This window comes from Nocardia sp. NPDC006044 (genome assembly GCF_042871115.1).
Lineage (GTDB): Bacteria > Actinomycetota > Actinomycetes > Mycobacteriales > Mycobacteriaceae > Nocardia.
Genome location: NZ_JBIAID010000008.1, coordinates 191376 through 212143 on the forward strand (window position 1 = coordinate 191376; position 20768 = coordinate 212143).

28 protein-coding genes are annotated in these 20768 nt (G+C 67.1%); 14 read left to right on the forward strand and 14 right to left on the reverse strand.

Going from position 1 to position 20768, the window contains the following annotated elements; all coding sequences use genetic code 11:
* Positions 1 to 2: 2 nt before the first annotated feature.
* On the reverse strand, positions 3 to 920 hold the full coding sequence (locus ACFYO1_RS42805) for an ABC transporter substrate-binding protein (RefSeq protein WP_387245138.1): 918 nt from the start codon (positions 918 to 920) through the stop codon (positions 3 to 5).
* A 125-nt stretch (positions 921 to 1045) separates the two neighbouring features.
* Positions 1046 to 2125 (reverse strand): isocitrate/isopropylmalate dehydrogenase family protein, encoded by a 1080-nt coding sequence (locus ACFYO1_RS42810; RefSeq protein ID WP_387245141.1) that lies wholly within the window; start codon positions 2123 to 2125, stop codon positions 1046 to 1048.
* Positions 2126 to 2387: 262 nt separating this feature from the next.
* Between ACFYO1_RS42810 and trxA the strand changes: the two genes are divergently transcribed.
* Complete coding sequence (gene trxA, locus ACFYO1_RS42815) at positions 2388 to 2762, forward strand: thioredoxin (RefSeq protein ID WP_387245144.1); 375 nt, start codon at positions 2388 to 2390, stop codon at positions 2760 to 2762.
* Positions 2763 to 2823: 61 nt separating this feature from the next.
* Here the strand turns inward: trxA and ACFYO1_RS42820 are convergent, their stop codons facing one another.
* The 6 genes from ACFYO1_RS42820 to ACFYO1_RS42845 form a co-directional block, all read right to left on the reverse strand.
* A complete protein-coding gene (locus ACFYO1_RS42820) occupies positions 2824 to 3258 on the reverse strand; it encodes a 2-keto-3-deoxygluconate kinase (protein ID WP_387245147.1) in 435 nt (144 codons plus the stop codon).
* 486 nt (positions 3259 to 3744) lie between these two features.
* Entirely contained in the window at positions 3745 to 4239 is a 495-nt protein-coding gene (locus ACFYO1_RS42825) for a beta-class carbonic anhydrase (RefSeq protein ID WP_387245150.1), read from the reverse strand.
* A 238-nt stretch (positions 4240 to 4477) separates the two neighbouring features.
* Positions 4478 to 4786, reverse strand: a complete 309-nt coding sequence (locus ACFYO1_RS42830) for a hypothetical protein (protein WP_387245153.1) — start codon at positions 4784 to 4786, stop codon at positions 4478 to 4480.
* A gap of 25 nt (positions 4787 to 4811) precedes the next feature.
* Complete coding sequence (locus ACFYO1_RS42835; RefSeq protein ID WP_387245156.1) at positions 4812 to 5030, reverse strand: hypothetical protein; 219 nt, start codon at positions 5028 to 5030, stop codon at positions 4812 to 4814.
* Between the two features lie 300 nt (positions 5031 to 5330).
* Positions 5331 to 6047 carry a PP2C family protein-serine/threonine phosphatase gene (locus ACFYO1_RS42840; protein WP_387245158.1) on the reverse strand — a complete coding sequence of 239 codons (717 nt, stop codon included), beginning with the start codon at positions 6045 to 6047 and terminating at the stop codon, positions 5331 to 5333.
* Positions 6048 to 6128: 81 nt separating this feature from the next.
* Positions 6129 to 6722, reverse strand: a complete 594-nt coding sequence (locus tag ACFYO1_RS42845; RefSeq protein WP_387245238.1) for a maleylpyruvate isomerase family mycothiol-dependent enzyme — start codon at positions 6720 to 6722, stop codon at positions 6129 to 6131.
* A gap of 137 nt (positions 6723 to 6859) precedes the next feature.
* On the opposite strand from ACFYO1_RS42845, the gene ACFYO1_RS42850 reads away from it, so the two are divergent.
* From ACFYO1_RS42850 to ACFYO1_RS42860, 3 genes are read left to right on the forward strand one after another with little or no spacing between them, the layout of a single operon-like run.
* On the forward strand, positions 6860 to 7564 hold the full coding sequence (locus ACFYO1_RS42850; protein ID WP_387245161.1) for a TetR/AcrR family transcriptional regulator: 705 nt from the start codon (positions 6860 to 6862) through the stop codon (positions 7562 to 7564).
* Positions 7565 to 7582: 18 nt separating this feature from the next.
* Positions 7583 to 8428 carry an organomercurial lyase gene (gene merB / locus ACFYO1_RS42855; RefSeq protein ID WP_387245163.1) on the forward strand — a complete coding sequence of 282 codons (846 nt, stop codon included), beginning with the start codon at positions 7583 to 7585 and terminating at the stop codon, positions 8426 to 8428.
* A 46-nt stretch (positions 8429 to 8474) separates the two neighbouring features.
* Positions 8475 to 9014, forward strand: a complete 540-nt coding sequence (locus ACFYO1_RS42860; RefSeq protein WP_387245166.1) for a phosphatase PAP2 family protein — start codon at positions 8475 to 8477, stop codon at positions 9012 to 9014.
* Between the two features lie 65 nt (positions 9015 to 9079).
* Here the strand turns inward: ACFYO1_RS42860 and ACFYO1_RS42865 are convergent, their stop codons facing one another.
* A complete protein-coding gene (locus ACFYO1_RS42865) occupies positions 9080 to 9793 on the reverse strand; it encodes a TetR/AcrR family transcriptional regulator (protein WP_387245169.1) in 714 nt (237 codons plus the stop codon).
* 78 nt (positions 9794 to 9871) lie between these two features.
* Between ACFYO1_RS42865 and ACFYO1_RS42870 the strand changes: the two genes are divergently transcribed.
* Both ACFYO1_RS42870 and ACFYO1_RS42875 read left to right on the forward strand, forming a co-directional pair.
* The gene (locus tag ACFYO1_RS42870) at positions 9872 to 11017 is read left to right on the forward strand and encodes an FAD-dependent oxidoreductase (RefSeq protein WP_387245172.1); all 1146 of its coding nucleotides are present in this window, start codon (positions 9872 to 9874) and stop codon (positions 11015 to 11017) included.
* Between the two features lies 1 nt (position 11018).
* Entirely contained in the window at positions 11019 to 11246 is a 228-nt protein-coding gene (locus ACFYO1_RS42875; RefSeq protein WP_387245175.1) for a hypothetical protein, read from the forward strand.
* On the opposite strand, the gene ACFYO1_RS42880 is transcribed toward ACFYO1_RS42875, so the two are convergent.
* Positions 11230 to 12015: an AraC family transcriptional regulator gene (locus tag ACFYO1_RS42880; RefSeq protein WP_387245178.1), complete on the reverse strand. Its 786-nt coding sequence runs from the start codon at positions 12013 to 12015 to the stop codon at positions 11230 to 11232. The genes ACFYO1_RS42875 and ACFYO1_RS42880 overlap by 17 nt on opposite strands.
* A 54-nt stretch (positions 12016 to 12069) precedes the next feature.
* On the opposite strand from ACFYO1_RS42880, the gene ACFYO1_RS42885 reads away from it, so the two are divergent.
* The 5 genes from ACFYO1_RS42885 (at position 12070) to ACFYO1_RS42905 (ending at position 15740) form a co-directional block, all read left to right on the forward strand.
* Entirely contained in the window at positions 12070 to 13062 is a 993-nt protein-coding gene (locus ACFYO1_RS42885; RefSeq protein ID WP_387245181.1) for a zinc-binding dehydrogenase, read from the forward strand.
* 109 nt (positions 13063 to 13171) lie between these two features.
* Positions 13172 to 13666 carry a hypothetical protein gene (locus tag ACFYO1_RS42890; RefSeq protein WP_387245184.1) on the forward strand — a complete coding sequence of 165 codons (495 nt, stop codon included), beginning with the start codon at positions 13172 to 13174 and terminating at the stop codon, positions 13664 to 13666.
* A gap of 71 nt (positions 13667 to 13737) precedes the next feature.
* Positions 13738 to 14544: an alpha/beta fold hydrolase gene (locus tag ACFYO1_RS42895; RefSeq protein ID WP_387245187.1), complete on the forward strand. Its 807-nt coding sequence runs from the start codon at positions 13738 to 13740 to the stop codon at positions 14542 to 14544.
* 36 nt (positions 14545 to 14580) lie between these two features.
* Positions 14581 to 15453, forward strand: a complete 873-nt coding sequence (locus ACFYO1_RS42900) for a LysR family transcriptional regulator (protein ID WP_387245190.1) — start codon at positions 14581 to 14583, stop codon at positions 15451 to 15453.
* Positions 15454 to 15557: 104 nt separating this feature from the next.
* Positions 15558 to 15740: a 2-hydroxymuconate tautomerase family protein gene (locus ACFYO1_RS42905; protein ID WP_040738949.1), complete on the forward strand. Its 183-nt coding sequence runs from the start codon at positions 15558 to 15560 to the stop codon at positions 15738 to 15740.
* Positions 15741 to 15802: 62 nt separating this feature from the next.
* Here ACFYO1_RS42905 and ACFYO1_RS42910 read toward each other — a convergent pair whose 3' ends face one another.
* Positions 15803 to 16567: an SDR family NAD(P)-dependent oxidoreductase gene (locus ACFYO1_RS42910; protein ID WP_387245193.1), complete on the reverse strand. Its 765-nt coding sequence runs from the start codon at positions 16565 to 16567 to the stop codon at positions 15803 to 15805.
* Positions 16564 to 17340 (reverse strand): SDR family NAD(P)-dependent oxidoreductase, encoded by a 777-nt coding sequence (locus ACFYO1_RS42915; RefSeq protein WP_387245196.1) that lies wholly within the window; start codon positions 17338 to 17340, stop codon positions 16564 to 16566. Before ACFYO1_RS42915 ends, ACFYO1_RS42910 begins: the two co-directional genes overlap by 4 nt.
* Before the next feature lie 101 nt (positions 17341 to 17441).
* Here ACFYO1_RS42915 and ACFYO1_RS42920 point away from each other — a divergent pair, with 101 nt between their 5' ends.
* Entirely contained in the window at positions 17442 to 18272 is an 831-nt protein-coding gene (locus ACFYO1_RS42920; RefSeq protein ID WP_387245199.1) for a helix-turn-helix transcriptional regulator, read from the forward strand.
* Positions 18273 to 18388: 116 nt separating this feature from the next.
* Here ACFYO1_RS42920 and ACFYO1_RS42925 read toward each other — a convergent pair whose 3' ends face one another.
* Positions 18389 to 18751: a winged helix-turn-helix transcriptional regulator gene (locus ACFYO1_RS42925; protein WP_387245202.1), complete on the reverse strand. Its 363-nt coding sequence runs from the start codon at positions 18749 to 18751 to the stop codon at positions 18389 to 18391.
* A 152-nt stretch (positions 18752 to 18903) separates the two neighbouring features.
* Between ACFYO1_RS42925 and ACFYO1_RS42930 the strand changes: the two genes are divergently transcribed.
* Positions 18904 to 19629, forward strand: coding sequence for an alpha/beta hydrolase (locus ACFYO1_RS42930; protein WP_387245205.1), 726 nt, complete (start codon positions 18904 to 18906; stop codon positions 19627 to 19629).
* On the opposite strand, the gene ACFYO1_RS42935 is transcribed toward ACFYO1_RS42930, so the two are convergent.
* Positions 19622 to 20107 (reverse strand): nitroreductase family deazaflavin-dependent oxidoreductase, encoded by a 486-nt coding sequence (locus ACFYO1_RS42935; protein ID WP_387245208.1) that lies wholly within the window; start codon positions 20105 to 20107, stop codon positions 19622 to 19624. The genes ACFYO1_RS42930 and ACFYO1_RS42935 overlap by 8 nt on opposite strands.
* Before the next feature lie 191 nt (positions 20108 to 20298).
* Between ACFYO1_RS42935 and ACFYO1_RS42940 the strand changes: the two genes are divergently transcribed.
* Complete coding sequence (locus ACFYO1_RS42940; protein WP_387245211.1) at positions 20299 to 20652, forward strand: hypothetical protein; 354 nt, start codon at positions 20299 to 20301, stop codon at positions 20650 to 20652.
* The last annotated feature ends 116 nt before the right edge of the window (positions 20653 to 20768 follow it).

The following is a 20768-nucleotide window of genomic DNA, read 5'->3' on the forward strand; positions in this document are numbered from 1 at the left end:
GATCAGCTCGTTGCGCCGTTGACGACCGACTTGGTGAGTGCGCCTTCCTCGACGCCCCAGTTCTTGGCGATCTCCAGGTACTTGCCGTTGTCGATCAGGCTCTGCACGGCCTTCTGCAACACCGCGGCCAGCGGCGAACCCTTCGGGGTGGCCCAGCCGTAGAGCGCGGCACCGTACGCGGCGCCGGCCTTCTCGATCTTGCCGTCGCTCTTCTGGATCGCGTACACGGTCACCGGCAGGTCGGCGGCCATGCCGTCGACCTGACCGAGCACCAGCGCGTTGGTCGCGGCGCTCTGCTCCTCGAACGACTTGATGTCGATGGCGGGCTTGCCCTCGGCGACGCACTTCTTGCTCTTGTCCGGAAGCTCGTCGGTGTCCTGGATGGTGGTGGCCTGCACCGCCACCCGCTTACCGCAGGCGTTGTCCGGGTCGATCGGCTTGCCCTTTTGCTGCGCCCACTGGGTGCGCACGTTGAAGTAGGTCGCGAAATCGACCTGCTCTTCGCGCTCCTTGGTGTCGGTGATCGAGGACATGCCCACGTCGTAGGTGCCCGCCTGGATCGTCGGGATGATCTTCTCGAAGGCGGACTCGAGGTACTCGGCCTTCACGCCCAGGGTGGCGGCGACGGCGTCCATCAGGTCGACGTCGTAGCCGACGATCTTGCCGCTCGGGTCCTTGTACTCGTTGGGCTGGTACGGAACATTGACGCCGACGACGAGCTTGCCGGACTGCTTGATCTTGTCGGGGAGCTGCGCCGCGATGGAGTCGACCTTGTCGACCTTCACCTTCTCGACCGCTGGTCCGGAGTCTTCGGAATTACTACAGCCCGTCAGGGCGAGTGCGCCTACGGCGAGTACGCACACCGCCTGCAGGGCGCGCCTGCCAAGAACCGATCGAACAGACACAGCAGCCCTCCACATTTCGGATTCAAGAAACCCGGGTGTCACCACCCGTTGGCAATCTAAGCGACCGAGACGCTTCGTGCTGGACAGTAACGGAACTTTCATCCGTTCCTTGCTGAACACTCCGGGCTAGCACACTCCGACTACCGGCGGTGGACCCTAGCACAAACTTGCTCGGTGAACTCGCTGGTCGACGCCAGTCCGCCCAGGTCCGCGGTGGCGATGCCCGCTTCGAACGTGGCCGCGACGGCTCGTTCGACCCGCTCGGCGGCGTGCAGCAGTGTGCTTTCGCTATCGCGAGTCCCCAACCACCGCAACAGCATTGCCGAGGACAGTTGCAGGGCGGCGGGGTTCGCGCGATTGCGCCCCGCGATGGTGGGCGCCGCGCCGTGCACGGCCTGGGCCATGGCGCGGGTGGCCGAGCAGTTGAGCGAGGCGGCCAGGCCCAGTGAACCGCTCAGCTCGCCGGCGAGGTCGGAGAGGATGTCGCCGAAGAGGTTCTCGGTCACCAGGACGTCGTAGTCGGCGGCGGCGCGGACCAGATGGGCGGCCGTCGCGTCGACGTGTTCGTCGGTGACGTCGACGCCCGGATAGGCGTGGGCAATTTCATAGCAGACATCGCGGAACAGACCCATCGTCATCGGCAGTACGTTGGCCTTGTGCACGATGGTCAGCCGTTTGCGCCGCGCGGCGGCGAGGCGAAAAGCTTGGTGGGCGATTCGTTCGCAGGCCTGCCTGGTCACGACGCCGACCATCATGGCGACGTCCTCGGTCGGGCGGAACTCCCCCGACCCGGCGAACATGTTGCGGTCGGCGTAGAAGCCTTCGCTGTTCTCCCGGACGATGACCAGGTCGATCTTCGGCGCGGCCGCCCGGATCCCGGCGAACGCGCGGGCCGGGCGGATGTTGGCGTAGAGCCCGAAGCGTTTGCGAATGGCGCCGCCGGGCGCGACCGCGGTGCGGTGTTCTGCCGGGTAGGAGGCGTTGTCGTGCGGGCCGAGGATCCACGCGTCCACGCTGTCGAGCGCGGTCAGAGTCGCTTCCGGCAGTGGGTCGCCGTGTTCGGCGATGGCCAGGTGCCCCATCGGCAGCGGCACCCATTCGATCGGCGCGGCGCCGGCCGCCGACACCGCCTCGTCGACGACCTGCCGCGCGGCGCGGACGACCTCGGGTCCGATGCCGTCGCCGTCGATGAGGCCGAGCCGCAATGCGGGTCCGGTCACGACTTCGGACCTGTCGTCATGGGTCGCGCGCACTCGTTCACCGGCTCATCTTCGCGCCGCGCCCGGCGGGCCGGCGAACCGACCCGCCGGACCGCTCTTGACCGGAGATCGGCTTACCGGGTGTCAGGCGGCACCTGCCGGGGAAGATCCCTAGTAGGGACGGTCGACGATCGCGGGTGAGTAGTGTCCGCGCGCCGTCGGCCATGGAAGATATAGACAACTGTCGGCGTTGTAGCTGGCACACCGTATACGAGAGGACGTCATGGCCACCCAGACGCTGACCCAGAAGAATTTTGATGAGGTAGTCACCGGAAACGACGTGGTACTCGTCGATTTCTGGGCTGAGTGGTGCGGCCCGTGCAAGAGCTTCGCACCGACCTTCGAGGCTTCTTCGGAGAAGCACGCCGATGTCGTGCACGGCAAGGTCGACACCGAGTCCGAGCAGGGGCTCGCGGCCGCCGCCAACATCCGCTCCATCCCGACCATCATGGCGTTCCGCGAGGGCGTGCTGGTGTTCGCGCAGCCCGGCGCCCTGCCGCCGGCCGCGCTGGAGGACCTGGTCACCCAGGTGAAGGAGCTGGACATGGACGAGGTACGCAAACAGCTCGCCGAGCAGCAGGCCGGCGCCGAGCAGTAACCACGCGGAACCGAAAGGGCCGTCCCGCTCCACCGAGCGGAACGGCCCTTTTCTCGTCCGGTCAGCTACCGAGCTGGTTGACTCCGGCAATCATCGCGCGAACCGTCGATTCGGCGCTGTCGTCGGCCAGGGCCGCGCCCCAGCCGCGCCTGCCGTTGCATTCGCACTGCACGAAGGTCGCGGTGCCCTCGCCGGTGCGACGCTGGTGGAACTGGAGGATTTCGACGTGGTAGCCCTCTTCGTAGAGGGCCGAGGTCATCGCCGCCACGAGGCTGCCGGACGCGACGACCGTGCGCAGGTGATCGGCGAATTCCAGCGTCACCGCGAAATCGGCGCTGCGGCTACCCGCCGGCGACCAGTCGCCGAGCCGGATCGGCCCGGTGTGCTCGCAGTAGCGGTCGTGGAATTGCGCCGGGGTGAGTTCGGCGCTTTCGTGGCGCAGGCCCTTGGGCGCGGCGGCATGGAAGGCATGGGTATCGAGCGTGAGGATTGTCATTTGAAAGTAGGTCTTCCCGAGGAATGTCGTGGCTCAGTTGACAGAGGGGACCAGCACTAACAAGTCGTTCAGCCCGCAGCGAGGGGGCCGGTCCGAATCAGACCCCGCTACGGCGGGTTACTACGAGGAGAAGTCGCCGCTGCGCCACCATCGCGGTAAGCGGAACTAGCACAGCGCCGTCGCGGTCTGCGACATTGAGCGCTGCGCTGAGGCGGGCGGCGGGAATCGACACGCGCTTGAGGATAGGGACATCCGAGCGCAATAGCAACCATATTCGGTGCCCGATTTGTCTACCGGCCGGTAGCGTTCACGCAGCTCAGGGGGCTCTGGGCGGTGGTTCGGCCGATCACGGCGGTGCCGTGCGGCACATGTTCGGCCGCGTGTCATGCGGCCGACATGTCGAGAGCGCGAGTCGAGGCGGCGTGTCGAGTGATGAAGCGACGAGATCCGGGTCCGTGGACCCGGATCTCGTGACGTGCGTACGGATCAGTCGGCGAGCACTTCGTTCAGCTTGCCGGTGGCCACGTCGAAGACGAAGCCGCGGATGGAGTCCTTGTGCGGCACGAACGGGCTGGCGACGATGCGGGCAATCGATTGCCGCACATCGGTTTCCAGGTCGGCGAACGCTTCCGCCGCCCACTCCGGCTTGATCCCGACGTCCTGCTGGATCGAGGACTTGAAGTCGTCGTCGGTGAAGGTCAGCATGCCGCAGTCGGTGTGGTGGATCAGGATGATCTCGCGGGTGCCGAGCAGGCGCTGACTGATCGCCAGCGACCGGATCTCGTCCGCGGTGATCACGCCGCCCGCATTGCGGATGACGTGCGACTCGCCCTCCTTGATGCCGAGCGCGCCATAGACATTCAGTCTGGCGTCCATGCACGCGACCACCGCGACCTGCTTGGCCGGCGGCAAGGGCAGCGGCCCGGTGAAGGTGCTCGCGTAGGTCGCGTTGTTCTGCAGGTACTCGTCGGTCACAGTCATCGGTTGGTCCCCTGCGCTAGTCATGCGTGGCTGCTTATATGTGGCGTGGCCCACGATAGAAGCGCCTCCGGCATTGCGGACCGGTCCTGCTCACCGTGATTCGTTTACTGGCGTGGTGAGAGCGACATAAGCTCACCTCACATTGGCGCTGCCAGGGTCACGTTCGCCGTGGAGCCGCTGGCATGACATCCCGATTGCGTCGAGCCGTATTCGACGCAATCGGGATGGTCGATCCGCCTCAGCAGGGGACTGCCTGCCAGGTCCTATCGATATAGTTCGAGAACAAGGCAACCGTTTCACCGGGCACAATCCAATGGCACGAGGTGTCCATGCCCAGGTCGTACAGATGAACCTTCACATGAATATTGTCGGAGCAGTCGTTCCGCACGAAGTAGGCCCATTGGGATCCGGAATTGGACGGACCTTCGACGGAGACTCCGCATCGACCGGGATCCGCCTGGGCGACAGTCGGTGCGGCGATGCCGAAGATTCCGGCGATTGCCGTTGCCCCGGCGACCGAAGCCGCTACGCGTTTGATGTTGTTCACGTTATTCCTTCTGGGTGAATCGGTTTCAGCAGCTGAGCGGTTGCCAGGTCTGGTCGCCGACCGGGTCCCAGAAGGTCGCCGTGTCGTGGGCGTTGACCCACTGGCAGGTCTGACCGTTGCCGGCCTGTGCGTCCCGGCCGAGCGTGTACTGGTAGACCCGGAAGTTCGCGCCCACCCCGCAGTCGTTGCGCATCAGATAGATGAAACTTGGGACCTGCTTCCCCGTATCGATCCCACTCGTCACGGAAACTCCGCAGCGTCCCGGATCGGCAGTAGCGGTCGCAGTGGGAAAACCCAAGGTAATCGCCGATGCCGCAATGACAATGGCCGACAGCGCGAGCCGCCGAGCTTTGCTTTGCATATAAAACCTCCCGACAGACCGCGGCGACATCGAAATCCCAGCGTCTTCCGCGGCAAATCCGCTGTAACACAACGGACTTTATCCCCGGGTCTTTCGGCGAAAAAGCAGATCGAGAACGTTGGCAGTCATCGCTCTGTTCGTTGGCAGTGTGTCAGGCGTTCAGTGGTGACCGATCTCGAACGATCAGTCGACACGGATCACGATGGCAGACGCGTTGTCGTTTCCGCCCGCCCTGTCGCAGGTGTTCAGCAGATCGGTGATGATCGCTTGCGGTGGCGCGTTGCGGCCGAGGAAGATTCGGAGGTCGTCGTAGCTGACCTGCTCGGATACGCCGTCGCTGCACAGCAGATAGCGGTCGCCGGGTCGTAACGTCACGTCGAGCACGTCCGGTTCGGGTGCGCCGCCACGTCCGACGTATCGGGTCAGGTGGTAGCGCGCCGACGCGGCCTGCTGCGAATCGAACGGATACCAGCCGTGCACGGCGCCGAGCCAGGCCATCGTGTGGTCCGTCGTCAACAGTTCGAGCAGCCCGTCGCGCAGCCGGTACACGCGCGAGTCGCCGATCTGCACGATGCTGTAGCCGTGCGGCGTGGCCACCATGGCAGTCAGCGTGCAGCCCGCCAGATTTCGCAACTCCTGGCCGATTCGGTGCACCCGGACATCGGCGGCGGCCACGGCGGCACGGAACACGTCCGGCCCCGGTTCTTGTGCGCGGGTGACGTAGCCGACGAACATGTCGACAGCAGTCCGTCCCGCGGCCGCGCTGCCCGGCCCATCCCCCATCCCATCGGCCACCACGGCCAGCAGCGGTTGCGCCCGCAAGTAGGTGACGTCGAAATTCGCCGAATAACGCTGGCCGATGTCGCTACCTACGGCGACGTCGATCACGGGACCGCCCATCCGCGAATTCTGACACACCGCGTCCGCGCGTCGATCGGACGATTCCCGCTGCGCACCAATGTCATCGGCCGGCATCGCAACTCACCCGAGACGCCCACGCAAGATGTCGACGCCCGCACCGCCGAGGTCGGCCAACGCGGCGGACCGACCGGCCACGGCCAAGACGATCGCCTCGCCCGGACCTTCGACGGTCGGCCCGCTCCCGCGCCCCCAGTCCACATCGGTTGCGGCGAAACGCAATCCGCGCATGCGCGCCCCGGGACGCAGGAACGGGTCGGGATGGCGCAGCAACATCAGCAGGTGCGGTGCGGGCACCGTCCGGTGCAGCCCCAGCGGCCGCCGGATGTCCTGGTGATGAATCAACGTGTCGGCGAGGGCGATTCGGGGAGCGAATCGAGTCGGGAACCCGCCGCGGCGAGTCGTGTCGAAGGCGGCGAGCAGTTCATCGATAGGTCTGTCCCGCCAGCGCTCGACATAGCGGGCGTTGAGCCGGTCGGAGGATCCACCGGCCCGCAGCGTCTCCAGCGCGTAGGTGAGCGGGGGCGTCACCTCGTAGAGCAGATGCGCGGCGACATCACGAACCCGCCAGCCGACGCACAGCGATTCGGTATTCCACTGCACTTCGGTGAGGGTGCCCAGGAGTTCCGCCAATTCCGCACGCTCCCGCGTCACCATTGCGCGCACGTCTTCTTTCACCGCACCCCTTCCACCTGCGTGATGCCACTCGGAGATCTACAAATGCGATCACTGATCACATAGCGTACAGTGATCACTGTACATGCGTGCAACCATCCGCAGGGAAAGGACGGGCCGTGCCGGAGACCACCGCGGACCAGCCGCCGCCGACCAGACGAGCGCAACGCCGGGTCGCGACGATCGCCGAGATCAAATCCCATGCGCGGCAACAACTCGCGACCGACGGAACGGGCGGATTGTCGCTGCGCGGCATCGCCAGGGAGATGCGCATGTCCCCCGCCGCCCTGTTCCGCTATTTCGACGGCCAGTCGGCCCTGATCACCGCGCTGTGCGTCGACTCGTACGACGCGCTCACGGCGGCGATGACCGACGCGCAAGACCCCGGTGCCACGCCGGCCGAACAGTGGAGCGCCGGCTGCGCGGCCGCCCGGCGCTGGGCGCTGTCCAATCCCGCCGAGTTCGCCCTGATCAACGGAACCCCGATCCCCGGCTACCAAGCCCGACCCGAGGAGACCGGCCCGGCCGCGGGGCGGCTCATGGCCGCGGTCGCGACGCCGTACCTGGCCGCGGTCGCGCAGGGCGCCGCCGATCCGACGGCCACCCTGGTACCGGCGCTGGCGGCGGGCCCGCTGCTGGGCGGCGATTCGATGGCGCCGAGCCCGGTGCCCGGCATCCTGATCAACGCCTGGGCCTGCATCCTGGGCTTCATCGCCGGCGAAACGTTCGGCAGCATCGCCGCGCTGATCTCCGACCCGGACGAACTCTTCCGCGTCCACGTACGAACCGTCATGCACGGCATGGGTTTTCGCGAACCGGCTTGACCATCGAGGGAGACCACCATGGCAGAACTGAGTACCCGCGCCCGGGCGATCCGGCAACGGATCATGGACCAGGTCCGGCGCACCGGAACCGCGCCGACGATCGCCGAGCTGCGTACGCAATTCGCGGTGTCCGGCCAGGAGCTCGACGCGGACCTGCGTGCTCTGGAAGGCGCGATCTGCGTTGCGCGCCAAGACGAAGAGCACGCCTGCAGTCCCGTTTTCCAGGACGAACCGCTGGCCTCTCCGCAGCCGCCCGCAGGCGAACTCGTCTACGCCCGCCCCTTCGCCACCTTCGCGAACCACTACCGGATCACCGTCGACGGCGCCCAGCGCTGGTTCGCCGAATGCGCGGTCGAAGCCTGCGCGATATCCGGCCAATTCCCCGGGTCGGAGGTGATCGTCGACTCGGTATGCCGGCAGACCGGACAACCCGTTCGACTGATCGGACGCGACGGAATACTGCTGGACTACGAACCGAAAACCCTTCGCGTGCATCTCGGATACCCGCTGCGCGACATGCCCCACCGGGTCGTCGGCTGGTGCGATTTCAACAGCTTCTTCGCCTCGGAGGAAGCCGCCGCCCAGTGGCGCGGCGCCCATCCCGAAATCAAGGGCACGACCCGGTCACCCGAGCAAATGTCGCATCTGATCACCGAGCTCCTCGGCCGCAATCGCCTGGAATACGACTACCAACCCGAATTCCCACTGCTGCGGATAGCCCGCAACCTGCGCCGTTTCGGCCTCATCGATACGACCCGGCACGGGTTTCCCCGAGCGGACACCTTCTGGCTTCCGACCCCGGCGATGATCCGCGACTGGCGGCGCAACGGCCTCGGCAACTTCTTCCGCTTCCGCTGGCGCTGACCACGCCTCGCGCGGGAGCCGTTGTCCGCCCGGCAGAATGGTCGCGGTGAGTCTCGATCCGAATCTGCTGCGATGGCTTTCTCAGCATCGGGCACCGACGTTGGTCACGCTGGCCGGCTGGGCGATGGATATCGGGGCGAACGCCGCGGTCATCGCCGCTGTCGGAGTGATCGGGCTGGTCCTCATCATCACGAAACGCTGGTGGTGGCAGGGATTTACCGTCGGAGCCGCGGTCGTGGCGGCGACCGCGCTGGCGACCGTGGCCAAGCAGATCATTCGGCGAGCACGACCGTCGACCGACCTCGCGGTGGTCGAGATCGGCGGGTGGTCGATGCCGTCGACCGTCGCGGCCATGACGGCGGCCGCAGCGGTCGCCACCTATCTGGTCCTGCCTTGGGCGCCGCGGTTCCGGCGCTGGATCGCCGCCGTGCTCACCCTGATCGTCGCGCTGATCGGCAGTGCGATGGTCTATCTCGGCGCGCACTGGCCGACCGATGTCCTCGTCGGATGGATCCTGGGCACCGGCGTCAGTGTCGCAGTCGTGCACCTGGCCCGAATTGCCCTCCGCCAGTATCGGTCCCGCTGATCCTGGACCACCTGGTTCACCCGATGCCCGCGGCCGCAACGAACCACCGCGGCAAGACCTGCGGCTCAGGGTATGCGTGGCAAGTGGAGTGTGGTGATGCCGGCCAGGAGGAGGTCGATGCCGGCGAGGAACTGGGCGCGGTCGTCGTGTTCGCGGGCTTGGCCGGCGACGGCTCGGGTGAACGGGTAGGTGTCGGGGTCCAGGTCCGCCCAGGCGTTCGCGACAGTGGTGAGGAATTCGGCGCGGTCTACGTCGGCGTCGAGGACGCGGGAGTTCGCGGTGTATTGGCCTGCGGCGCCGAAGATGTAGTGCATCACCGCGGTTGCCGTGGTGAACCAGCTGTCCTCGGGGACGCCGAGGTCGCGGACCTGGCGACCGATGCTTTCGAGAATCCGCGGGGTCACCGGACCCGCGGGGCTGCGGGACAGTTGGAGACCGAGTTGGGTTGCCAGCCAAGGATGCTCGTCGATGGCGTCGAACAGTCCGAGAGCGACGGCGCGGATCGCGTCCTGTGGCGAGTCTGGCGACTCGGCGGGCTCGGTGGCCAGCGCGGTGGCGACGACGGCTTCGGTGGCGGCGGCGAGCAACTCGCCCTTGTTCGCGACGTGCCAGTAGATCGCCCCTGGCCCGGTGGCGAGGCGTTCGGTCAGCGCGCGAAAGGTCAGTCCGCCCTCGCCGGTCGCGTCGAGCAGTTCGATACCCGCCTCGACGATCCGCTCCTTCGAGAGCGCGTCGGTGCGTCGTTCGGTGCGCTGTTTGCCGGTGGCCACGAGGTCCATCTTGACACGTCTGGAATGTTGTTCCAACATGGACCTCATGGAACGCCGTTCCATAGTGATTCTCGGAAAGGAACGACCATGACGACACCGGTCACGATCATCGGGGCGGGGCTGGGCGGACTCACGCTGGCCCGCGTCCTGCACGTCCACGGCATTCCGGCGACGGTCTACGAGGCCGAGCCCTCGCCCGCCGCCCGCAGGCAAGGCGGCAGGCTCGACATCCACGACTACAACGGCCAGCTGGCGGTCGAGGCGGCCGAGCTGACGGACGAGTTCCGCGGGATCATCCTGGAGGGCCGCCAAGCGATCCGGATCCTCGATCAGGACGGGACGGTCCTGCTCGACAAGCCCGACGACGGTTCGGGCGGACGTCCCGAGGTGCAGCGCGGCGAGCTACGCCGGCTGCTGCTCGACTCGCTCCCCGCGGGCACCGTCCAGTGGGACCGCAAGGTCAGCGCTATCCGCGCGCTGGGCGAGGGCCGCTATGCGGTGACCTTCGCCGACGGCAGTTCCATCACGACCGAGCTGCTGGTCGGCGCGGACGGCGCGTGGTCGCGAGTCCGGTCGCTGCTCTCCGCTGCCACACCCGACTACACCGGCACGTCCTTCGTCGAGACCTACCTGTTCGAGGCAGACACCCGGCACCCGGCCGCCGCGAAAGCCGTTGGCGGCGGCGGAATGTTCGCGCCCACCCAGGGCACGGAGATCCACGCGCACCGCGAAAAGGGCGACACCGTACACACTTACGCGGTGCTCGCCCGGCCGTTGGAGTGGTTCGCGGCCATCGATTTCACCGACGCGACCGCGGCCACCGCACGGATCGCGCGCGAATTCGACGGCTGGGCACCAGAACTCACCGCGCTGATCACCGACACCGACACGGCACCGGTGCACCGCCCGCACTACGCGCTGCCGCTCGACCACCGCTGGGATCGGCTGCCGGGCGTGACCCTGGTCGGCGACGCCGCGCACCTCGCCGCCCCCAACGGCGAAGGCGCCAACCTGGCCATGCTCGACGGCGCCGAGCTCGGCAAAGCCCTTGCCGCGCATCCCGATAGCGTCGAGACCGCGCTCGCCGAGTACGAGCAGGCCATGTTCGCCCGCAGCACCGAGATCGCCACCGAGGCCGTCGAGTTCTTCGGCGGCCTGTTCGACAACGACGACCCGGCCCAGCGCCTGACCGACTTCTTCAACGATGCCGGAACGGCGAACTCACATGCATGACGTGGCGATCGTGGGCGCCGGGCCGGTCGGCCTGCTCGCCGTACTCGTCCGACCGGACGGCATCGTGGCGGGGGTGGGCGACCACGATCCCGATCGTACGGAGTTCGAGCAGGTTACCGGGCAGTGGTTCGGCAGTCCGGCGGGCGAAAAGCAGCTGGCCTCTTTCGGTTCCGTTGCCGCCGGGCACTTCCTGTCCTCCGCCCGGTTGGGGTTCAACGCTTTCCGCTGAGACCCTGCCGATAGCGACCCGGTGTGGTGCCGATGAGGTCGGTGAAGGCAGTGATGAATCCGCTCGGGTTCGCCCAGCCGCACGCGTGGGCGACCCGGGTCGTGTCGTGACCGTCGGCGAGCAGGATCAGTGCGTGATAGATGCGCAGCTGGGTGCGCCATTCGTAGAAGGTCATGCCGAGCTCGGTGCGCAGGAGCCGGCTGAGCGTGCGCCCGCTGGCCCCGATCGTGTGCCCGAGTTCTGCCAATGGCGTGTTTTCCGAAGGGTTTTCGTATAGCAACCGGGCGACGGCGCGTAAGCGGTCGTCGTGCGGTTCCGGTAGTTGCAGCGGCTGCTCGTCGGCCTCGCGCAGTTCGTCGACGAGCACGCGGCGCAGTCGCGCGCGGGCGGCGCGGTCGTCGTCGCGGTCTTCATTGCGCGGGCCGGTGAGATTCAGCAACAAAGCACGGGCCAGGTCGGACGCAAGGAACACGGCAGGACGGTCCGGTACGAACTTCGCCAGCGAACGGGGCAGGAACTCGATCCGCATGTCGGTATCGCCGTGCGCACGGTGATAGTGCGTGACCCCGGCAGGAGTCCACGCGACGCGATTGGCCGGCACGATCGACGTGCTGCGTTCGGTATGCACGGAGATGACGCCGCGAGCGGCATAAACGAGATGCCCACGCGGATGGGCGTGCACCGAACTGGTTCCGCCCGACGGCCACAGATGCGCCCCACCGGACGGCCACAGCCGTGACGTCCGCGGAGCTTGGCGGCCGATGGGCATAACTTGGCATCCTATCGGTGGCCCGCCGCACCGCCTGGTCGCGAGAGTGAAGGCATGCGCGATAAGACGATGAAAGCCGCGGTATGTGTCGGAGCGGGCGGCCCCGAGGTATTGGAACTCCGCGAATTGCCGGTGCCGGCGGTGCGGCCGGGCTGGAGCTTGGTGCAGGTGAAGGGCACGGGCTTGAATCGCTCGGAGTTGCGGGCCCGGCAGGGACATTCCCCGACCGTGATGTTCCCGCGCGTGCTCGGGATCGAATGCGTGGGCATCATCGCCGCCTCGACCGACCATCGGATGCCGGAAGGGACGACAGTCGCGGCGGTGATGGGCGAGATGGGCCGGGCGTTCGACGGCGGTTATGCCGAGTACGCGTTGCTGCCGAATTCCTTACTGATGCCGGTCGATTCGACCTTGCCCTGGGACGTGCTGGCCGCGCTGCCCGAAACCTACCTGACCGCGCACGGCGCGCTGGAGACGTTGGGCATCGCGAGAGATGACCGGCTCCTGATTCGCGGCGGGACCTCGTCGGTGGGTCTGGCGGCCGCGTCGATCGCGTCCGCGCGCGGTATCGAAACCGCCGCGACGACCCGCCGGCCGGACCGGATCGATGCGCTGACCGGCGTCGACCACCCGCTCGTCGACGACGGCGGATCGCTGGCCGCCGAGCTGCACGCGATCTGGCCGGCGGGCCCCGATCACGTGCTCGATCTGGTCGGAGCGAGCACCGCGGTGGACTCGCTGCGCCTGGTCCGGCCCGGCGGGACGGTCTGCGTGGCGGGCTCGCTCAGCGGATGGTCGATCCAGGATTTCGAACCGATAGCGATGATCCCGTCCGGCACCAAATTCACCGCATTCCACAGCGACAGCCTGAAAGGCAACGCGGCGGTATTGCAGCGAATTGTCGACGAGGTCGAGGCAGGCCGCTATCGACCCAATATCGACCAGGTATTCGGATTGGCCGATATCGTCGCGGCCCACCGATACATGGAGAACAATCAGGCCACCGGCAAGCTCGTCGTGACGCCTTCGGGGCTTCGATCCCGTTGATGGCATCGGATTCGCTCTGCTAACGTGGCATTTTGCTGGGAAATAGCTGGATACGCATCGAACGCGTGATCCGCTCGATCCACTGCTGATCCACCCGAGGACGGGAGTCATGATGCGAGACGTTCTGAAGGTTGCGGCGATATCGTTCCTGCCGATGGTCACGATCGCGCTGTCCGCCGGCCCGGCATCCGCGGACCCGGTGCATTTCGACGCGGCACACGCCGACGTCGGCCCCGGCTGCGCGGGCACGGTCAATGCCGAGGTATCCGCCAGTCAAGGACAGCAAGCGCGTGAGTTCGCTGATTTCATCGACAGCTCGGCCAGGGTGACCGTGAATTTCGCCCCCGATGCCGCCGGCAATCCGCTCGGGTCGTTGTCCGCCGCGCCGGGCGGCGGAAACGACTGCCAGGTTTCCACCACGGTCACCATGCGCAATCTGGATTCCGGCGCCAGCATCACCGAGACCAAGACCACCGTGCACGACGGTCATTACGGCTGGAACGCCGCTTTCTTCACCCTCCCCGGTTCGGGCCGGGTCGCGGTCCAGGTGAGCACGAACCCCAGCCCGTCCGAACTCGTGATCGACGTGCCCGCGCCGTACTGATCCACCCGGTGTCAGTCGCCGTGTCAGGTCAGCGTCAGGTCGGTATCAGCCGGGCCCGCGACAGTACTTCCATGACCAACACAGCGAACACCTCGACCACCTCCACCTGGACCGGAATGGTCGCGGTCGACGACACCGCGCTGTCGGTGACCGACACCCGCGGCCCCGGCCAGGCCGTCATCTACCTCAACGGCTCCTACGCCGACCGGCGCCCGTGGCGGCCGGTGATCGCCGAACTCGGCGGCGACTACCGCCACATCACGTTCGATGAGCGGGCGCGCGGCAAGTCGAAGCAGTCCGCGGACTACTCCTTCGAAGCCTGTCTGCGCGATATCGACGCCGTGCTCGAGGCGACCGGCGTGGACCGCCCGATCGTCGTGGGCTGGTCCTACGGCGCGCTGCTCGCGGCGCACTGGGCCGAGCGCAATCCGGATCGCGTGCTGGGCGTCGTGTCGGTGGACGGCGCGCTGCCCTACGGCCTGACCGGCGAGGAAGGCCGCGAGCGGATCCGGAAGCTGTTCCACAAGATGCGGTTCCTGCTGCCGCTCGCCCGTCCGTTCGGGCTGGCCGCGCGCATGTCCGCCGAGCAGCACGCCGACATCAACATCGAGGCCAACGAGCTGCACGCCGCGCTCGCCCCGGTCCTCGACCACGTGACCTGCCCGATGCGCTACGTCCTGGCCACCGGCGCCAATCTCGGCGGCGGCGCGGAAGAGATGGAAGCGGCGCGTGCCTCGCTCGACCCTGTGCTCGAACGCAACCCGAACATCCAGGTCAGTGCGAAGGTGCCGAGCAACCACTCGCACATTCTGCGCAAGGATTTCCGGGCCGTCGCCGACGCCATCCGGGCGAGCGCGCTGGATCCGTCGAACCGATGACCGAGGCGTGTCGGCCGGGCCCGTAGGGTCGAGCCAGTGGAATTGCGTCAACTCCGGTACTTCGTCTCCGTGGCCGAGGAACTGCATTTCGGGCGGGCCGCCGAGCGGCTGCACATCGTGCAATCGGCGGTCAGCCAGCAGATTCGTCAGCTGGAACGCGAGCTGGGGGTCGAGTTGTTCGATCGGTCGCCGCGCCGGGTCGTGCTCACCGATGCCGGCGCGCAGTTCCTGCCCGGCGCGCGGGAGGCGCTGGCCGCCGCGGCCCGCGCGAAGGCGTCGATCACCGGGTTCGTCGCGGGCGCGACGCTGCGGCTCGGCACCAGCACCGGCCTGGGCGATCATCTCGATCGCATCATGGAACGCCTGGCCCCACAGGTGCGGGTCGAGACGGTGTCCGCGTCCACCCGGATACGCGTCGAACAGGTGCTGGACGGGCGGCTCGACGCCGCGTTCATCCGCGGCCGGATCGATCACCCCGCGCTGCGGCGCATCCCGGTATGGGATGACCCGCTGCTGGTCGCGATCTCGGCGCGGCATCCGCTGGCCGGCGCCGGGGAACTCGCGCTGGCCGATCTCGCGCCATATCCGTTGCGACTCACCGAACGTCGCACCAACGCACCGCTGGTCGATCTCGTCGTGGACGCCTGCCACGAGGCCGGATTCGAGCCGGTGCCCGGCCCGGTCAGCTCCGCGCTGTCGGACACCTTGGCGATGATCGGCTCGGACACCAGCTGGACCGTCGTCTACGCCGCCCACGCGCGGCAACTCCGCAGCACTCGCGTGGTGTTCAGTTCGCTTGCCGCGCCCGGACTTTCGCTGGAAACCGCACTCGTCGTGCGGGCCGCGGCCGCACCGCCCGCGCTGGATATCCTGCTCGCCGCCTGCGAATTCGACGATCACGATCGATGATCGCTGCGTGCGCGAACCGGGTCTTGGACAGGACGACGGCATGCAGCAGATTTGTCGGTAGGCCCGCTCGACACGGTGAGCGGGTACCGAGAAAGGGAGCCGTTATGCCGAATGTCATTGTCCAGCAACTGCCCAAGACCGACGAGGCCAAGCGCGAGCTGGTCCGCCGGATCACCGACGCCTTCGTCGACGCGTACAAGTCGCCTGCCGAATCGGTGCACGTCTGGATCGAGGAGTACCCCGCGGACGGGTACGCGGTCGGCGGAAAGTTCATTGCCGACAAGTAGTTTCGCGTTGACCGGGTCGACCGGACCCTGCCGTGCACGCGGCGGGTCCGGTCACCGGACCGTCAATGGGCGGTCAGGCCGCCGTCCACGACGAGTTCCGCGCCTGTCACGTAAGAGGATTCGGGGCCGGCGAGGAACAGCATGGCGGACGCGATCTCACTGGCGAGGCCGGCGCGGCGCATGGGCGTGCGCACGATATCGGGTTGCCGGTCTCCTTGTTCGTCCAAGATCTCTTGAATCATCGGGGTGGCGATGACGCCGGGGTGCACGGAATTGACCCGGACGCCGCGGGTCGCGTACTCGACGGCGGCGGTCTTGGTCAGCAGCCGGACCGCGCCCTTCGACGCGTGATACGCGGCGGCTCCGCCACTACCGATCAGGCCCAACACCGATGACGTGTTGACGATCGAGGCGGCGCCGGACGCGCGCAGCAGCGGCATGGCTGTCTTCATGCCGAGCCAGGTCCCGGTCTGGTTGACCGCGATCACGCGATCCCAGGACTCCTGCTCGGCGTCCTCGACCCCGGCCCAGTCCACGACGCCGGCGACATTGATCAGAATGTCGAGGCCGCCGAAGCGCAGGCGGGTCGACTCGATCACCCGCGCCCAGTGCTCGGCCGAGGAAACGTCCAGCTCAGCACCTATCACGTCGGCATCGTCGGCCCGAAGCCGCTCGGCGAGCGCCGCGACGGCGTCTCCATCGCGGTCGGTGACGACCAGCTGCGCGTCCTCGCGGGCGAACAGTTCGGCGGTGGCGCGACCGATGCCGCCGGTCGCGCCGGTGATCAGCGCGACCTTGCCGGCTAGCCGTCCGGCCTGCGTGTTCACTGAGCGGTCCAGCCGCCGTCGACGGCAAGCAGCGCGCCGGTGATGAAGCTCGCCGCGTCGGAGCAGAGGAACGCGACGGTCTCGGCGATCTCCTCGGGCTTGCCGATCCGGCCGATCGGGTGCGCCGATCCGAACGAGGCGAGCATCTCGCGGCCGTTGTCGACCACACCCTCCATGATGTCGGTATCGATCACTCCCGGCAGCACGGCATTGGAGCGAATTCCCTTGGGGCCGCCTTCGATTGCGAGCACCCGGGTGATCTGCGCCAGTGCGCCCTTCGATGCGGCGTAGGCGGTTTGGGTCGCGAAGGCGACGACCGAGGAGACCGACGCGATCGACACGATCGACCCGCCACTCCCCTGCTCCATCACTCGGAAGGCCTCGCGCGCCTGCACGAAATTGCCGCGCGCGTTGATCCGGAGGATCGCGTCGAACTCCTCGACGCTGGTCTCGGTGATCGGCTTGTTCAGGGTGCGGCCCGCGTTGTTGACCAGGATATCGAGCCGGCCGAACCGTTCGACCGCCAATCGCATTGTGGCGCGGGCCAATTCCTCGTCGGAGACATCGCCGACCAGGGCGGCCACGTGCTCCGGGTCGTGCTGGGCAAGGTGCTCGACCGCGGCGAGGCGGTCGGTGACGACCAGCCGAGCGCCTCGGGCACGCAACAGGGCGGTCGTGGCCTGGCCGATGCCGCGGGCCGCACCGGTGACAACGGCGACGCGGCCGGTCAGATCCCAGCTGGATGGGATGGTTTCGCTGTGCTTGTTCTCCACGTCGACCAGCGTGTCCGGATCATGGTCGCGGTGGCAGGCAGCCGTTCTCGTGGGAGTAGCGCACCCAGGAACGGCGCCGCGATCCGGCCTACGATGCGCACATGGCACCAACCGAGCTAGGCGACTACCTGCGCGCGCGCCGCGCCCAGGTACGGCCCGACGAGACGAACCTCCCGAGCACGGGACTGCGGCGGGTACCCGGCCTGCGCCGCGAAGAGGTCGCGCTGCTGGCCGGCCTCAGCGTCGACTATTACGTGCGGCTCGAGCAAGGACGCGAACGCGGTCCGTCGGCACAGGTCGTCGACGCGTTGGCCGCCGCGCTGCGCCTGGACGAGGACGGTCGCGGGCACCTGTTCCGGCTGGCCGGGCTCAGTCCCCGCGCCCTCGCGGTCGCCGTGCCCGGCCGCGTCGACCCGAGCCTGCTCCAGCTCATGGATGCCTGGCCGGACAACCCCGCCATCGTCTACAACCGCGCCTACGATGTCCTGGCGTCCAACGAGATCGCCGACGCGCTCTTCCACGACTGGACCCATTCCCGCAACCTGATGCACGTCGTCTTCACCGACCCCGCCGCGAAAACGTTCTACGTCGATTGGCATACCGTCGCCCGCAATTCCGTCGCCGGGTTCCGCCTCGGCTACGGCGAGGCGCCCAGCGATCCGCGAGTCCAGCAGGTGCTCACCGAACTGCTCGACCGGAGTCCGGAATTCGCCGAACTGTGGACCACGCACGACGCTCGCGGAAAAGCTCTGGAAAGCAAACGCTTCGCCCACCATTCCGTCGGCCCGCTCACCCTCACGATGCAAACCTTCGACGTTCGCTCCAGCCCCGGGCAAGCACTCGTCGTCTACCACGCCGACCCGGGTTCCCCCAGCCTCGAAGCCCTGACCCTGCTCGGTTCCCTCGCCGCCACCGCGCGCGACGTTTCCTGACCAATCGCTGCCCTGCCCGCAATACTCGGCGGCCGTTCACGTTGCTCCAGCCGCATGAGCTCAGCATTCCATTGCGGCAGCGGAGATCTCGCGGCGAAGGGCACCGAGAGTGCCGTCTAGGCGGGTGGGGCAGGGCGGCGGTCGTATTCGGCGCGGGCGGCGTCGATGTGGTCCAGGTGGGTGATGCTCCACTCGAGTAGGGGTGCGGTGGCTTCGCGCAGGGTCAGGCCGATGGGGGTGAGTTCGTAGCTGACGTGCGGGGGCATGACGTTGTGGACGGTGCGGGTCAGGATTCCGTCGCGTTCGAGGCCGCGCAGGGTGACGGTGAGCATGCGCTGGCTGATTCCGTCGATCTCGCGTTTGAGTTCGGTGAAGCGGCGCGGGCCGTTTCGGAGATTGCGCACGACCAGCAGCGACCATTTGTCGCCGACGATGCCTAGCACTACCCGTGCCCGGCATGCGTCGTCCGGCTCGGTCATCGGTTACCTCCAAGGAACCCGAGCACAAAAATGTGCCTTATTGCCCGCGACGGGGCGAGCGATCACCATTGGTCATGGTTCCCAAAGGGTACCGAGTTATGGACAGTGACCGCAGTCCGCTGGCGTGCTCGGCGAAGGAGATCGTTCCAACCATGTCAACATTTCTGCTGGTACACGGCGCTTGGCACAGTGGACGCTGCTGGGAGCGGATGGTTCCGCTGCTGGAGTCGGCCGGACACCAGGCGCTAGCGCCGTCGCTGACCGGCTACGGCGACAAGGCGCATCTACTCGGCCCGGAGGTCGGTCTCGACACACACGTCGACGACATCGTCACGCTGATCACCGAGCAGAACCTCGGCAAGGTGATCCTGGTGGGTCACAGCTATGCGGGACTGGTAATTTCGTCTGTGGCGAACCAGGTTCCGGACCGGATCGGCCACCTGGTCTACCTCGATGCGATGGTCCCGGAAGACGGCGAAACCGCCGTAGACGTCCAACCCATCAGCCAAACCCTGATCGACCTCGCGGAAAGCTCCGGCACCGGCTGGCGCATCCCGCCACCCCCCGAACACCCATCCCCCCTCGGCCTGTTCGGCGTCACCGACCCCGCGGACATAGCCTGGCTGCGCACCCTGCTCTCCGACCAACCCGTCCGCTGCCTCCAGCAACCAGCCCGCCTGAACAACCCTGCCACCCAAGCGATCCCCCGCACCCACATCCACTGCGTCGGCGCCACACCCGCAGGCATCACCCGCCGCCCCGTCCCCGCCACCCAGCCCAACGGCTCGCCGGCCCAGATCCACGAACTACCCACCGGCCACGACTGCATGATCACCATGCCTGCCGAACTCAGCAAACTCCTGCTCGACCTCAGCTAGTAGCGGCATTTCGGAAGATGTCCTGAATCTGCCCGGCTTCCGGGGTGAGCAGGACGATGGGGATCGTGCGGTCGGTCTTCTGGGTGTACTCGTCGTAGAGGGGGAAGATTTTGACCATCTGGGGCCAGAGAGTTGCGCGCTCGGACGGGGACGCGACCCGGGCGTGCGCGGTAAAACGGTGGGTGCCGGCTTGGACGCCTACGCTCGGGTCGGTCAGGAGATTCTTGAACCATGCCGGGTTGTCGTCGAGGCCTGCGTTGGAGGCGACGACAACGAGATCATCGCCCGAGCGGCCGTAGATCAGAACGTTGCGGCGCGGCCGGCCGGTCTTGCGTCCCGTCGTGGCGAGCACGAGCATGTGCACACCGTTGTTCTCGTGGCCCTCGGTACCGCCCGAGGCCATGTAGGTGCGGGTCTGCTCGGCAACCCAGCCCCATTGCGAGTCGATAGCGCGGTCGAGGTCTTCGGCGACGGCCATGTCGACGGTTCCTTTCGTGTCGGGTGACGTGCGGCCGCGTCGGCCGCTCTCCCTCTAGGAACGGAGCCGGCCGGCCGTTCTCGACATCCGCAGCCGCACTTCATCGAGAACTTCGGGATCGTTGCTCGAAAGCGTCGACTCACACTACCGGCCGGTCGGTTTCAGGTTGGTTCATCCGCTACTATTCGAACATGGGTTCGAGTGATGAGCCGCAGCGTACCGAGGGCACCGAACCGGAGTTGGCATATCCGAACGCGATGGGCCACTACTACCGGACGGCGGTAGAGCAGCCGAAGCCGGTGTGGGTTCGGTTGGACGCCATTGTGATTCGCGATCCGGGGACACCTAAGCATGTCAATGGATCGGGTGTGATCATGCGTGGTGAGCGCCCGGGATTGCTCACGCATTGGGTGCCGACCGTGGACGGCGATTGGCTGGGCAAGGTGACGTTCACCGTGCAATACGCCGATGGCCGGCCGGATCTCCGCGTGCCGGATCAGTTGGTGCCGGCCTATGCTCTTCGCCCGCGGAGAATCGACTCGTAAACGCAAGAAGACCCCCAACATTGTTGGGGGTCTTCTGCAATGATGTTCCGGCGGTGTCCTACTCTCCCACACCCTGTCGAGTGCAGTACCATCGGCGCTGGCAGGCTTAGCTTCCG

Excerpts from the sequence above, each read along its gene's own strand:
- ACFYO1_RS42805 (WP_387245138.1), bottom strand. The coding sequence starts at position 920 with ATGTGGAGGGCTGCTGTGTCTGTTCGATCGGTTCTTGGCAGGCGCGCC.
- trxA (WP_387245144.1), top strand. The coding sequence starts at position 2,388 with ATGGCCACCCAGACGCTGACCCAGAAGAATTTTGATGAGGTAGTCACC.
- ACFYO1_RS42820 (WP_387245147.1), bottom strand. The coding sequence starts at position 3,258 with ATGACAATCCTCACGCTCGATACCCATGCCTTCCATGCCGCCGCGCCC.
- ACFYO1_RS42825 (WP_387245150.1), bottom strand. The coding sequence starts at position 4,239 with ATGACTGTGACCGACGAGTACCTGCAGAACAACGCGACCTACGCGAGC.
- ACFYO1_RS42840 (WP_387245158.1), bottom strand. The coding sequence starts at position 6,047 with ATGGGCGGTCCCGTGATCGACGTCGCCGTAGGTAGCGACATCGGCCAG.
- ACFYO1_RS42845 (WP_387245238.1), bottom strand. The coding sequence starts at position 6,722 with ATGGTGACGCGGGAGCGTGCGGAATTGGCGGAACTCCTGGGCACCCTC.
- merB (WP_387245163.1), top strand. The coding sequence starts at position 7,583 with ATGGCAGAACTGAGTACCCGCGCCCGGGCGATCCGGCAACGGATCATG.
- ACFYO1_RS42865 (WP_387245169.1), bottom strand. The coding sequence starts at position 9,793 with ATGGACCTCGTGGCCACCGGCAAACAGCGCACCGAACGACGCACCGAC.
- ACFYO1_RS42870 (WP_387245172.1), top strand. The coding sequence starts at position 9,872 with ATGACGACACCGGTCACGATCATCGGGGCGGGGCTGGGCGGACTCACG.
- ACFYO1_RS42880 (WP_387245178.1), bottom strand. The coding sequence starts at position 12,015 with ATGCCCATCGGCCGCCAAGCTCCGCGGACGTCACGGCTGTGGCCGTCC.
- ACFYO1_RS42885 (WP_387245181.1), top strand. The coding sequence starts at position 12,070 with ATGCGCGATAAGACGATGAAAGCCGCGGTATGTGTCGGAGCGGGCGGC.
- ACFYO1_RS42890 (WP_387245184.1), top strand. The coding sequence starts at position 13,172 with ATGATGCGAGACGTTCTGAAGGTTGCGGCGATATCGTTCCTGCCGATG.
- ACFYO1_RS42895 (WP_387245187.1), top strand. The coding sequence starts at position 13,738 with ATGACCAACACAGCGAACACCTCGACCACCTCCACCTGGACCGGAATG.
- ACFYO1_RS42905 (WP_040738949.1), top strand. The coding sequence starts at position 15,558 with ATGCCGAATGTCATTGTCCAGCAACTGCCCAAGACCGACGAGGCCAAG.
- ACFYO1_RS42920 (WP_387245199.1), top strand. The coding sequence starts at position 17,442 with ATGGCACCAACCGAGCTAGGCGACTACCTGCGCGCGCGCCGCGCCCAG.
- ACFYO1_RS42925 (WP_387245202.1), bottom strand. The coding sequence starts at position 18,751 with ATGACCGAGCCGGACGACGCATGCCGGGCACGGGTAGTGCTAGGCATC.
- ACFYO1_RS42930 (WP_387245205.1), top strand. The coding sequence starts at position 18,904 with ATGTCAACATTTCTGCTGGTACACGGCGCTTGGCACAGTGGACGCTGC.
- ACFYO1_RS42935 (WP_387245208.1), bottom strand. The coding sequence starts at position 20,107 with ATGGCCGTCGCCGAAGACCTCGACCGCGCTATCGACTCGCAATGGGGC.
- ACFYO1_RS42940 (WP_387245211.1), top strand. The coding sequence starts at position 20,299 with ATGGGTTCGAGTGATGAGCCGCAGCGTACCGAGGGCACCGAACCGGAG.